Genomic DNA, 12439 nt, shown 5'->3' on the forward strand with positions numbered 1-12439 from the left:
CTGTAAGACATGAAAAAATTAATCTTAAGTATATATATTCTTACAATTGGAACGGTATTGTTCTCCTGTAAGAAAAGCTTCCTGGACGAAGAACCCCTGTCGATTTACACGCCGGATAATTCATTGCAAACGGTGGCCGGATTTCAACAGGCCATCAATAACGTGTATAACGGCGTCAGGAATATTAACTTTGGCAATATCAACCTCGATACTTATTTTGGTTTGTACTATGCCACGGATTTTGCTTTCAATGCTACCGATTATGAACCTGCTGCAAAACTGAATGCCTATAAAGCCACTATGGTGCCCAGCTATCTGATTCCTACAAATATCTGGACTGCCTATTACAAGATCATTACCAATGCCAACCTGGTTATTTCCCGGGTACCCAACGCCGCTCAGCTTTCAGACGCCGATAAGAACAGTTTCCTGGGACAGGCACTGTTTTTCAGAGCGTATTGTTACAATATTTTGGCGAACTTATATGGTGGCGTGCCCATTGAGCTGAACGAATTGACAGAGCCACGGTATGATTATGTACGGGCATCCAGAGATGAAGTGTATCAGCAATGTAAGAAAGACCTGCAGCAGGCAGTTGGTTTATTGAAGAACATCAACGAAGTAAGCGATGGAACGGTGAACAAACAGATTGCCTCGCATGTGCTCACCGAAGTGTTGATCTCCTTAAAAGATTATGACGGCGCCATTGCCAGCGCCTCCAGCGTGATCAGTTATTCCGGTGTGTCGCTGATGACAAACCGTTTTGGAAGAAGGGCAACAACACCAGGTGATGTATATCGTGACCTGTTCGAATACAACAATCAGAATTACAGTACGGGTAACCACGAAGGACTGCTGGTAATTCAAACCGCATTGAACAACCCGGCGGCTGTAGGCGATCAAACAGCTTGGGCAATAGTACCCAGTTTGGGCGGTTTAAGAATAACAGAAACCACGTCAAAAACAAAACAAACCGTATTGTATAATGGCAGTTTTGTTGATAGTATTTCTTCAAACGGTGTTGGCTGGATAAGACCTACCTCACATTTCCTTTATGAGATCTGGACGCCAGGCGATATCCGCAATTCATCCTACAATATTGTCCGGGATATCAGGATCTCGGGTGTTCCTTCCACCTCGCCCGATTACGGCAAGTGGTATGTAAAAGACGGATATAAGGATAAAACCTTGCCGGCAGATTTCAGGGACACCATCCGTAATTTTTACCCGGTGATCAGAAAGGCATCTCCTTCGGCGGGCGACTTCGTTGCAGCAGCTGGTCCGGCGGTGGTGACCAACCTGACGAATCCATTTGGCGGTATTCTGCTTAATGGTGCAACTAAACTGTTTATGCAAAAATATGTGGCCCGTCTGGCGGAAACATACCTGCTCAGGGCGGAGGCTTACCTGGGAAAATCGCTGACCCAGAAAGCTGCGGATGATATAAATGTACTGAGGACCCGGGCCAACGCCACGCCGGCAACGGCCGCTGATATGAGTATGGATTATATCCTGGACGAGCGTCTGCGGGAGCTGTACATGGAAGAGTTCAGGGCTGTTACGCTTACCCGTTTAGGCTTATTATACGATAGAGACAAACGGTTCAATCCGAAATCGGGACTGAGCATTGAAACCTATCATAATTTATGGCCCATACCTGCCACTGAAATAACTCAGAATACCGGTGCGGTGCTGCAGCAAAACGACGGGTATCAATAGAACTCTGGGATAAAGAAATGTAGAAGCTTCCTGGCATTCCGGGAAGCTTCTTTTTTTTCGAATATTAAGATATCTTACACCGGAAAGTTCAACCAGTAAAATATGGATTTCAGAAAGAGCATCATCAAAAGTCATAGCAAAATAGATCATGAGGCCTACTACAATGAGGACAACTCGGTATTGATGGTAAAATTTTCCGGCCATTACAATCCCGATGCAGAAGGCGTTTTTGATGGGATCTATATGCAATCCATCCTGGCTTCGCATTATTTTGCCTACGGAGCGATTGCCATTATCCTTGATTTACGGGGGCTCGATTATACCGGCGGCCGCACTATTTTGAGATCTATCAACTTTTTCAGGGTGATAGGCCGGGACGAGTTTGATTATAAAAAAAAGGTGTTCATTATTGCTTCCCGGGAAAATAAACCTGCCATCGAGGAGACGCTCAGTATATTACCTGAGCCTAACCAGGAAATTTGTGATTATTATGAAACCGCTATCCGGCTTGCTGACCAGTTTGTAAGTAATTATTTTTCGGGAAAAATATAATTATAATTAATAGCTGAGATTCGGAAAAGGCAGCCTGTAAGACAGTAAATATTTCTCCCCATCGATTGTTTGTCCGGTAATGTAACAGGCCATTAAAAATTAAACCCAATATGAAAAATATACCGGTAACCAATAGTATTGGTTTTCATTACCCCGTTTGCATCCAGGGTTTTATCGCTGAACACATAATTCATGCCCGGGAATTTTTGGGTAAGCAATTGTTTTAACGCTTCCTGTAGTTGTTTTTTGGCGTCGGGAGATATATTGCTGTCAAATGTGGCCTTGTAATTATAAAACCCCAGGCCAGGACCGGCGAGCACCAGGTCGAGAGCCAGCCGTTTCCAGAAGATGAACTGATAACCCAGTTCAAATCCAACAGTGTGAATATTGAATTTTGTACTGGTGTTTATGTTGCTGGTGGTGGAATTGTTGGTATGAGCCCACTGTTTATCGTTGGTAAACTTATTGTACGAATAATAAGGCCCAATATATAAACCATGTGGTGCATGATGTTTATTTTCTGAAGCCAGGTAAAAGCGATAGTCGATGGAAAAATTATAGCCATTTCTTTTTTGATCCTTCTGCACCTGGAAGCTATCCGTATTAATGCTTACCGGTTTGGGCAGGGAAGCACGGCCAAAGTTTACAGAAATGCTCTGCCTGGGTTTAATAACCCGTTCGTATCCCAAAACTACATAATGGTCGATCCCGAATAGTAATGCGCCGGACAAATTGTACCTGATTATATTTTTATAATAATGCGCCGTGTCGGCCCGCTGTGCCAGGCTACAATTGGCTATAAGTAAAAGAAAGAGTAAGCAATATAAATGCGCAATTCTCATATAAGAATGACACGGGCCCGGCTATGATTCCGCCATCCAGTAAAAAAAGAAATAATAAGAATTGCATGAAATGCTTATATTGCGTTGAAATTCAGTTGTATAACAAGTTATGACCGAACAACAACACATATTCAAGAAGATAGAACTTATAGGCGACCGCGTTTTACGGTTGGCTGCAGTTGAACTTTGTAATGAAATTATTGAGAACAGATACAAGGCTCCCGAGATCATCGATAACCTGGGCAGTAATAGGGTTTTGGGTCTTATTGCCAGGATGAAGAAACTGGAAGCGCATAAAGATGATCCTGAAGTAAAAGGTAAATCAAGACAATTGGCAAATGCCTACCAGTATTCAATAGGCAAGTTGTATTATGAAGATAAAGTAAAGGCCCTTGCCACTGCTAAAGAAGACCTGGCGCATTTTTATGAAAACCAGGACCAGTATTATATAAAGAAGAGTGACGATGATGGTGATTAAGCCCTAATAAAAGATTATAAAAAAAGCCTCCGACTAGCCGGGGGCTTTTTTTGTGCTGGGAAGATAAAAGTTCTTAACATAGTTGAAACTGGCTTTTAAATTGATTTAGTGGCTTTACCATTGAATCACGCCTATGAAGTCGGTTATCCGTACCTTAATTATTGCTACTGCTTTTGTGCTGGTGGCCAACCTTGGCCATGCACAAATTTGCCAGGGAAGTTTAGGCGATCCCATTGTAAATATTACATTTGGCAGTGGTCCCAACCCGGGCCCACCCTTCTCCGCTGCCACCACTACTTATCAATATACATCTACTGATTGTCCGTCTGATGGGTTATATACCATTCGTAACAATACGGTCAATTGCTTTGGTAATACCTGGCACACGCTCAATTCCGATCATACGGGTAACCCAAACGGTTATTTTATGGTGGTGAATGCCTCCATACAACCAAGTGCATTTTATTTGGATACGGTGCGTGGTCTTTGCAGCAACACCACTTTTGAATTTGCGGTATGGATGGCCAATCTGCTGGTGCCAGGTGCATGCGGCGGTGGCATTCAACCCAATTTAACCTTCACCATCGAAAAGCTGGATGGCACCGTTTTACAAACCTATTCTACTGGTGATATTCCATCCACTCCCACCCCCACCTGGCAACAGGTAGGTTTTTATTTTGTTACCCCATCGGGTGCGGGCGTTTCGGATGTGGTGTTGCGTATTGTAAACAATGCTACCGGTGGCTGTGGCAACGATCTTGCGCTGGATGATATTACGTTCCGTCCCTGCGGGCCTACCGTTATGGCGAATATTTCCGGTTCACCCGGTGACAGTGTTTCCTTTTGTTCCGATAAATCTCAGACAGTTACCTTCAATGGCAATGTACTGGCGGGGCTCACCAATCCGGCCCTACAATGGCAACAGAATATCAATAACAGTGGCTGGCAGGATGTACCGGGCGCCACAGGCTCTACGCTGTCGCAGGATTTTACAACAAAGCCGGTGGGCACCTATCAATACCGGTTGAGCGCGATAGAAACAGGTAACCTCACGCAATGCAGAACTATGTCGCGGGTATTAACGGTAACCATTACACCGGGGCTGATAGTTGATGCGGGGCCCGATAAAAGTATTTTACTGGGAGAAAGCACGCAACTGGATGGATCGATAAAGGGTGGTTCCGGTACATTCAGCTGGTCGCCCTCTACCAATATGACGAATATCAATTCACTCACTCCCAGGGTAAGTCCGCCGGCTGATATCGATTATGTTTTATCCATTGCCGGTAACGCCGATTCCGTTTGCGGAAAGCTGAGCGATACGGTGCATGTATTTGTTTATCGTGATGATATTTATATCCCCAATGCCTTTACCCCTAATAGAGATGGCATCAACGATACCTGGCGCATTCCTGCTTTATACGCCATACCGGTTTTTGAATTGAGTATTTTCAACCGCTATGGGCAGTTAATCTATCATATTCAAAATAACTATACTCCCTGGAACGGGCAGTTCAATGGCATCGATCAGCCTAATGGAGGCTATGTGTATCTCCTGAACGTCAGCAATGGGAAACGGGTGTTTAAAGGGATAGTAATGCTGGTGAAATGAAATTATAATAAAGACTTATTTATTGTATTCAGTTTTTGTCATTTGTCGGTTGTTGAGGGCCAAAGCCGAAAGAAACGTAAAATTCTTAATATAAAAAAGCCCTCCCGGTTTATGGGAAGGCTTTTCTGTATAAGGTCCTTTATTAATCTATTGCTTAATAATCTTCGTCATATTCACTTCTTTGTCTCCATTCTTAATTCTCATCATGTAAATACCTTTTGGCAATGCAGAAATATCAAACTGCGAGTTTACGGTGCTTACCAAACGGGTTAACACCACGCGGCCATTCACGTCGAACAGACTTACATCCGATTTGCCGGTGAAACCGGTGAGGTTCAGGTTCACGATATTGGTAGCCGGGTTGGGGAATACCTGCACTTTCTGCACGTTGCTGGTAATAACATCAGTGGCCATCCTGCTGGCTGTACCTAATTGTACTTTTAAGGTATAACAGGTGCTGGCGCTGTTGGCTCCGTTGTAACCATATACCTGCGCATAATAAGTGCCTGCAGTCATAGTTCTGCTGATGCTTTCACTGGTGGTGCCGCCTGCCTGCGAAATAGCGAGCTGGGTACCGGAACTGTTCAACAGTTTGAGGTCATAATCGCCTGGCAGGGTGCCCAGCGTAATGGTGATGGTGCCGCCGGTAGTGATCACGAATTTATAATTATCAATATCCCCGCTTGGGCTTATAAGGCCGGTAACATTCGTGTTGAATGGAATGGTGGCGGCGCCGGAAGTGGTGCCATTGGTTGAATTATCCAGCGGGCTTGCACAGGTTGTGCTGCCGGTTGTAGTAAACTGTGCAGTGGTATATGCACTGCTGCCACTGGCGCAATTGGTTCTTACCCGGTAATCGTACAGCGTACCTAAGGTAAGGCCTGTTAAATTAACAGAAGTAGCTGTTGTTGCGGTTGCCGCGTTGATCCAGGTTGATGATGAATTGGCTTTGTAATCCACATCATATGAAGTGGCCCCGCTTACGGCTGTCCAGGCTATGGTGGCCGAAGTATTGGTAACAGCAGAAGCAGTTAAACCTGCGGGTGAACTGCAGCTTGAACCGGAACCAATGGTGAAATTGGTATTGGATATATCAAAGAAGATATTTCCTATGGCTTCTACTTTTATCCTGGCGGTGGTAGTTGGTGTGTTGGGAATGGTTACCACTTCACTTCCGTCATTAGCCGTGCTGGCTACCAGGGTGCTGAATGTAGTGCCGCCGTCGGTAGAGAGGGAGATCTTTACATTGGCGCAGCTAACCGGTGCTGCCGTGGTGCTGGCCACATTCCAGGTAATGGTTTGTGATGAACCACCGGCCCATGATACCGCTGTATTGGGCGAGGTTACCGAAAAAGGCCCTGATGAATTGGTAACGGTTACTGTCATGTCGGCAAAGTTGGTTTGGCCAATACTTACCGGCGCAGTAGAACTATAAGGGGCGTTGTCCCTTACCGTTAACCGGAAGTGCAGGGTTCTTGATACCGAACTCAATGCTTCGGTGTTGGCGCCTGCATCGCCTCCTGTTAATGGACCCGATACCAAACCTCCGGCAAGGATAGTGGCCATTTGGGGAAAATACCTTACAGGTGAAGTACTGGGTGCAAAGGAGATCCAGTTGGGGCCCGATGCTTTGGTAGCGCTGGCCACACTGCTGGCGCCTGTTTGCGAGGAAGATGCATTGTCGTTTTGTTCCCAGCAATACGTAAGCACGTCACCGGCATTGGCATCTGTAGCTGAACCGGTCAAGGCAAACGGGGTGCTGATTGGGATGGTGTAGTTACTGCCGGCATTGGCAACCGGGGTGGCATTGGTGCCGGAAATACTGGTTGTAACAGGACAGGTTTTGCCGGAAAGATTTGACTGGATCTGTGCAATGGAAGCGGCGTGATAAATGTCGATAGAGTGTGGCGCCACATCCTGGCTGGTAATACCGGCATAACCCATAATAGTTATACCTGAACCCGGTTCCACATTAACACCGGTGCCTTCATTGCTCATGGAGAAGGTATGGTTGGCGCCTAACTGGTGCCCTACTTCATGCACCACATAATCGATGTCGAAATTGTCGCCCTGCGGAATGCCATCGGCAGGCGAAGTAAAACCGCTTCCTTTTGAGTTGTCAACACAAATGCAACCAATGCAACCGGCATTACCGCCGCCACCGGATGCACCAAACAGGTGGCCGATATCATAATTAGCGGCGCCGATCACGGAGGTCAGCGTACTTTGTAATTCACCGTTCCAGGCGCCACCTGCCCCTGTGCTGGCATCTGAATAGGGATCGGTAGATGCATTGTAATAAAACACATTGGTGGTTGCGGAAATCAGGTTCAGGTGAATGGCCAGGTCTTTTTCGTACACTCCATTGCAACGGGTAAGCGTGGCGTTCACCGCTGCCAGCACCAATGATACCTGTGAGGCGCTGGTAGCTCCAAAATAATTGGAGTATTCGGCAGTAACCGATTGGGCCAGCCGCATTGTTTTCATGTCGCCGGTTGACCTTGCAGGTGAGGCGTTTACCTGGCTGCTTAAGTCATTGGCCAGTCTTGATTCAGGTGTAGAGCACTTCCATGGTAATGTTTTTGGTTGTTTTTTAAATACGGTGTAAACCGTGTGGTCGGCAGAATAAGGTTCTACAAATTCGGTTTCCTTTTCCGTACGGAAAACCATAGCCTGCAAGCCCTGTGGTGACAGGCTCAGCTTCAGGGTAGCAGATCTGTCGGTAATACCTCTTCCGGAGAACGCCCTTATTTCAGGAAACCTGGCCTGTAAAGCAGGCTCGAAATTGGAAGCTTCGGTAATTTCAAACTGTTCAATTTGTCCGTCGGCGTTAGGCAGCGAGATAATGGTTGAACGGGTGGCTGCATTGCCTGCAACTTTGAAGGCTTGATTCCGTAAAGGCGTAAAATTCAGATCAAATAACTGGAAGTTGGTTGGAAAAGCAAGCCGGGCGATGGCTTTGTCGGTATTGATCCTGGCAGCATCGGTGTGTGGCTTCCAGTAATCCTGGGCAAGCAATGTTGTACCGCACAACATTACTGTTGCGAAGAGTAAGAACTTTCTCATGTGTAGATTTTGATTTAATGGTAAATAATGGGTACCATGATAAATTTAACGGAATTTTTCCGATTTTCATTGGTACTTGTCCACAATACCCACTATTACGCATCAATACCCACACACCATGAATGGGTTAAGGAAAGTTATAAACTATAACCGTTACAGACAGTGATTTTACAGGTATTCGCTATCTACAAATTTGTTCCACGCTTTACTGAGATGTGTCAACGCAGTTTTTTTCTCTTCTTCAGATAAGGAAGAATATACAATTGAGTTGGTAATCAGTTTTTTTAGCCTGGCTACGTCCAGATCCCAGGCCATAAAGGCTACCCAAAAATCATAACTCAGCCCGTCATAACCATAAACACCCGGATCATCACTATTAATAGAGCAAGCTACCCCATTGGCCAGTAATACTCTTGCGGGGTGATTTCTCAGGTCACTTACATAATTTAACTCCTGATTACTGATGGGGCTTACTTCTACCAGGTTATCGGCTGTTTTTACCCGTTGCATAATGTCGGGGAAATATACCAGGTTCAGGCCATGCCCTATACGCTTGTTGTATTGAAAAGGCACCTCCGCCAGGTTGGTATTGGACGTGCTGCTGCTCTCTCCTGCGTGTAAATATAAAGGCATGGTAATGCCATATTGTTTTTCCAGGGCGCCGATCGAATTCCATACAGGATTGTAATAGCCAACAGTATGATTGGTTGCTTCGTCGGCCACCAGGTCAAAACCAGTAATCAATTCAGGATATTTTTTCTTTAGTTCAAAAGCCGCTTTTAGTTTTTCTGAAACAGCCGTTGTATCTAAAAACTTAAAGCTGCTATAAATCAATTTTAAAGTAAAGGCAGGCTGTGTGTTTTGTATTTCGGCAACCAGTTGCTTTAGATCAGCGATGGCCGTATCTGCCGGGTAATTCCCGTTCTTTTCATCAAACAGTTTACCAAAACCATATCTGATCTCCACATGCTGCACCTGGTCTTTAACCAGCTCATTAAAAGCCTCGCGGTAATATTCTTTAAAGAAAGGACGGTAGGCCACTAACATCCCAACCCGTTTAAAACGTTTTTCAAATTCAACCCAGGTATCCATATAATCGGTCAGGTCACTTCTGTTCAACGTAAGCAGTTTTAATAAACTGCCTGCGGCATTTTTATCAAACTTCAGGTATTGCTGCAATGACAAAAAATCTTTCGGCGCCGGGCCTTTCGCAAAAACAACTAACTGACCATAAATGTAATTGCTGTTGTCTTTTCCAATATATATGTAACAATTATTGTATTTAGCTGCTGCGTTGATTAACCATTTGGGATTGGCCATACCGCCGTTGTGTAAATGCAGCACCCCGCCCTTGGGCATTGATTGAAATAACTTATATAGTTCAGACGACTCAATAAACGGTCTGAGCTGGGTAAATGAACTGCTATAGATCGAGAGTTTATTCTGACTGGCTTTTGCCAGCAGCTCATTTTTTAAGTTGCTTAGTTTTTTGTCGAGTGAAATTTCCTGTGCGGTAAGCAGGGTGGAATCATTTGCATAAACAGATAAAGAAATAATAAGGCCTGTAAAGAAAACGAATGTACTTTTAACCATATGTTCAGATAATTATAGCTGGTTGGCGAAATTAGCAAAGTTCAGGCCAACCAATGATGGCGGTATGCATATTAATTTTCGCAGCTGGAATATGCGGCCAAACCCCGGAAATCATCGAGGTGTGAAGAGCCCAGGGCCTGTTGCCAGAGCCTTAATTTTGTTGTACCTTACTGCCAATGATCTTCCACGAATTTCCCGATCTTACCTGGTTAAAAAGCCAGATAGCCCAGGGGTTTAACAACCGGCTGGGCTGGGGCAATCTGCCGCTCGATAGCGAAGGTTTTCCCAGTGTGATCATTCATACGAAAGTCCGGGAATGTTATCGTCCTGAGATCAAGGGGCCTTTTTCTTTTTTTCTGAATCTACGGGGTAATAGTTTGTGCAGTGTGGAGCGGCAAACCACCTGCATTGATGAAGACAACTATTTTGTAAGTAACCGCTCGCAATTATATACCCTGCAGGTGGAGGAACATGCAGGCGATACGGAAACGTTTAACATCCATTTCGGAGAATTCTTCAGCGAATCGGTACTGAACTCCCTGGTAACACCGGCAGATAAGATCCTGGATGCCGGCACACAAAGGCAATTGTCGCCGGTTTTATTCTTTAACCAACTGCACCGCCGGGATGCAACTTTCAATTCCCTAATCAAATCAATCCTGACTTCACATAAAGAAACAGGCTTTAACAAACTCCGGTTCGAGGAACAGCTCACCGCCCTGTTGAGTTATCATTTACTGCAACACCAACATATAGGCCAGATTGTAAACAAACTGCCGCCTGTTCGCAAAGCCACGCGGGTTGAATTGTACAAACGCCTTTCCCGGGCTATGGATGTATTGCGTTCGGGTTTTTGTGGTGAGGTAAATCTTGACCAGCTGGCTGCTGAAGCCTGCCTGTCAAAATATCATTTTTTGCGGTTGTTCCGTTCGGCTTATGGCTTGTCGCCCTATCAATACATGCAGCAGCTTCGCATGGAGAAAGCCAGGGTTTTACTTACTGATTCCGGGATGTCAATAGCAGAGCTGTCAACTCTGTTGGGTTTTGATAACAGCCAGTCATTCAGCCGGCTGTTTTACCAGAAAACGGGACTCTACCCTACCCAATACCGGCTCGACTCAAAATAGCAATTTTGGTTATGGGGTAAACGGCGCATCCTACGGAACTTTGGGCTCTCAAATGATTTGTTATGTCAAGAACATTAATTCGCAATACGGCTATTGGGCTTACCGCCTGGTTGGTGCTGCTTGGTATTTTGTCGGCCCGGGGTTTTTTCAGCGATTTCTCCCGCGTACCACCCCGCATTACGCTGGCGCTTTTGACGCCTTTGCCGGTAGTGCTTTTCTTTACCCGTTCCCGCGCAGGCAAACAGTTTTTATCGCAGGTGCAGCCCCAATGGCTGATTTACCTGCAGTCATTCCGCATCCTGGTGGAAGTTGGCTTATGGCTCCTCGTGCGTAATGGATCATTGCCTGAACAAATGAGTTTTGAGGGGCGTAATTTCGACATCCTCACCGGTTTGTTTGCCTTCCCTGTAGGTTATTATTGTTTTGTAAAGAAGACCTGGCCGCCAGTGATAGCGTTATTGTATAATATTGCCGGTCTTTTGTTGCTGGTGAACATTATTGCGGTTTCAGCTTTATCCCTGCCCTCCCCGCTGCGTGCCTTTCACAACGGGCCCGACAGTTCCCTGATAACCACTTTTCCTTTTATTTACCTGCCCGGTTTGCTGGTGCCGCTGGCGTATACGCTGCATATCTTTTCGCTCAGGCAATGGAAAATGTGGGTTCGGTACCCTGTGGTTTCCTCACAAACCTAATTTGCTACCTTTCTTTAAGTATGTTATCCGGCCTTTCTGGCGCAGCCTTTGATATATTTGCCACCAGAAAACCTGATTATGAAAAGAAAGTCGTTCCTGCTTGTGCTGACACTGTCAATATTATTATCTGCTGCAATATGTGAAGCACAAAGCAGTGTTCAAACAACTGTTACTCCCTGTGACTCTACCCTGTCGGCTAAATTATTAAATAGTGAAAGGATAGAGAAAAAGTTTGGCAGCTACGGTATAGATGTGTTGTACAACACGGCGCAGCTACGGGTATCCAACCTGTATGATGGCAAAAAAATAACCCGCACCCTGGCGGTGGTGGATTATCCTGAAACCATCGATAGTTCCTTCGCAAAAGAACACCAATTAATTGTAGCCGGTGGGTCTATCGGAAACGTGTTTAAGTCACATGGGTGGATTATCGAGAAGAAAAATATCTTCCTGGGCGAGCTGGCGCCATCTGCAGACTATAAAAAGTTATACGCGTTAATGGGAAATATTCCCCCTTCAAAATTGTCCATCTGGATCTATGTTTTTTATATCCGGAAAGAGGGAAAATCTTTTCCTTATGCCACTATTTCGGAGATCTACCATCCCGATTATCTTTCCCTGGCAAATATTAAGTGTATTGCCAATGTTGCCGGCACCGAACTACCGGTAACAAAAGCGGCTTCTGCAGAGTTAAAAAAAGTAACAAAATTAGCCGCCTTGAATTTTACTCCCCGGCCGGTTGAAAAGTGATAACTCCC

Annotated in this window: 10 protein-coding genes; 7 read left to right on the plus strand and 3 right to left on the minus strand. The window is 45.3% G+C overall.

Annotation, left to right across the window (positions count from 1 at the left end; all coding sequences use genetic code 11):
• Positions 1 to 9 precede the first annotated feature (9 nt).
• Both NIAKO_RS12245 and NIAKO_RS12250 read left to right on the plus strand, forming a co-directional pair.
• Complete coding sequence (locus NIAKO_RS12245) at positions 10 to 1719, plus strand: RagB/SusD family nutrient uptake outer membrane protein (protein ID WP_014218737.1); 1710 nt, start codon at positions 10 to 12, stop codon at positions 1717 to 1719.
• A gap of 102 nt (positions 1720 to 1821) precedes the next feature.
• Complete coding sequence (locus NIAKO_RS12250) at positions 1822 to 2271, plus strand: hypothetical protein (protein ID WP_014218738.1); 450 nt, start codon at positions 1822 to 1824, stop codon at positions 2269 to 2271.
• Between the two features lie 92 nt (positions 2272 to 2363).
• Here NIAKO_RS12250 and NIAKO_RS12255 read toward each other — a convergent pair whose 3' ends face one another.
• Positions 2364 to 3002 (minus strand): DUF3575 domain-containing protein, encoded by a 639-nt coding sequence (locus tag NIAKO_RS12255; RefSeq protein WP_041346677.1) that lies wholly within the window; start codon positions 3000 to 3002, stop codon positions 2364 to 2366.
• A gap of 220 nt (positions 3003 to 3222) precedes the next feature.
• On the opposite strand from NIAKO_RS12255, the gene NIAKO_RS12260 reads away from it, so the two are divergent.
• Together NIAKO_RS12260 and NIAKO_RS36650 are read left to right on the plus strand one after the other, a co-directional pair.
• Complete coding sequence (locus NIAKO_RS12260; RefSeq protein ID WP_014218740.1) at positions 3223 to 3591, plus strand: hypothetical protein; 369 nt, start codon at positions 3223 to 3225, stop codon at positions 3589 to 3591.
• A gap of 133 nt (positions 3592 to 3724) precedes the next feature.
• On the plus strand, positions 3725 to 5203 hold the full coding sequence (locus tag NIAKO_RS36650) for a T9SS type B sorting domain-containing protein (RefSeq protein WP_014218741.1): 1479 nt from the start codon (positions 3725 to 3727) through the stop codon (positions 5201 to 5203).
• A 147-nt stretch (positions 5204 to 5350) separates the two neighbouring features.
• Here NIAKO_RS36650 and NIAKO_RS12270 read toward each other — a convergent pair whose 3' ends face one another.
• Both NIAKO_RS12270 and NIAKO_RS12275 read right to left on the minus strand, forming a co-directional pair.
• On the minus strand, positions 5351 to 8269 hold the full coding sequence (locus tag NIAKO_RS12270) for a reprolysin-like metallopeptidase (RefSeq protein WP_014218742.1): 2919 nt from the start codon (positions 8267 to 8269) through the stop codon (positions 5351 to 5353).
• Between the two features lie 168 nt (positions 8270 to 8437).
• Positions 8438 to 9862, minus strand: a complete 1425-nt coding sequence (locus NIAKO_RS12275; RefSeq protein ID WP_014218743.1) for an amidohydrolase family protein — start codon at positions 9860 to 9862, stop codon at positions 8438 to 8440.
• 176 nt (positions 9863 to 10038) lie between these two features.
• Here NIAKO_RS12275 and NIAKO_RS12280 point away from each other — a divergent pair, with 176 nt between their 5' ends.
• The 3 genes from NIAKO_RS12280 (at position 10039) to NIAKO_RS12290 (ending at position 12431) form a co-directional block, all read left to right on the plus strand.
• Positions 10039 to 10989 carry a helix-turn-helix transcriptional regulator gene (locus NIAKO_RS12280; protein WP_014218744.1) on the plus strand — a complete coding sequence of 317 codons (951 nt, stop codon included), beginning with the start codon at positions 10039 to 10041 and terminating at the stop codon, positions 10987 to 10989.
• Positions 10990 to 11051: 62 nt separating this feature from the next.
• Positions 11052 to 11681, plus strand: coding sequence for a hypothetical protein (locus NIAKO_RS12285; protein WP_014218745.1), 630 nt, complete (start codon positions 11052 to 11054; stop codon positions 11679 to 11681).
• 78 nt (positions 11682 to 11759) lie between these two features.
• Positions 11760 to 12431 (plus strand): hypothetical protein, encoded by a 672-nt coding sequence (locus NIAKO_RS12290; RefSeq protein WP_014218746.1) that lies wholly within the window; start codon positions 11760 to 11762, stop codon positions 12429 to 12431.
• The last annotated feature ends 8 nt before the right edge of the window (positions 12432 to 12439 follow it).

Origin of the sequence: Niastella koreensis GR20-10, assembly GCF_000246855.1 — a bacterium.
GTDB classification, from domain to species: Bacteria; Bacteroidota; Bacteroidia; order Chitinophagales; family Chitinophagaceae; genus Niastella; species Niastella koreensis.

What these genes read in the sequence shown, in the direction of transcription:
- NIAKO_RS12280 (WP_014218744.1), top strand. Translation starts at nt 10,039, where the DNA reads ATGATCTTCCACGAATTTCCCGATCTTACCTGGTTAAAAAGCCAGATA.
- NIAKO_RS12260 (WP_014218740.1), top strand. Translation starts at nt 3,223, where the DNA reads ATGACCGAACAACAACACATATTCAAGAAGATAGAACTTATAGGCGAC.
- NIAKO_RS12250 (WP_014218738.1), top strand. Translation starts at nt 1,822, where the DNA reads ATGGATTTCAGAAAGAGCATCATCAAAAGTCATAGCAAAATAGATCAT.
- NIAKO_RS36650 (WP_014218741.1), top strand. Translation starts at nt 3,725, where the DNA reads ATGAAGTCGGTTATCCGTACCTTAATTATTGCTACTGCTTTTGTGCTG.
- NIAKO_RS12275 (WP_014218743.1), bottom strand. Translation starts at nt 9,862, where the DNA reads ATGGTTAAAAGTACATTCGTTTTCTTTACAGGCCTTATTATTTCTTTA.
- NIAKO_RS12285 (WP_014218745.1), top strand. Translation starts at nt 11,052, where the DNA reads ATGTCAAGAACATTAATTCGCAATACGGCTATTGGGCTTACCGCCTGG.
- NIAKO_RS12290 (WP_014218746.1), top strand. Translation starts at nt 11,760, where the DNA reads ATGAAAAGAAAGTCGTTCCTGCTTGTGCTGACACTGTCAATATTATTA.
- NIAKO_RS12270 (WP_014218742.1), bottom strand. Translation starts at nt 8,269, where the DNA reads ATGAGAAAGTTCTTACTCTTCGCAACAGTAATGTTGTGCGGTACAACA.
- NIAKO_RS12245 (WP_014218737.1), top strand. Translation starts at nt 10, where the DNA reads ATGAAAAAATTAATCTTAAGTATATATATTCTTACAATTGGAACGGTA.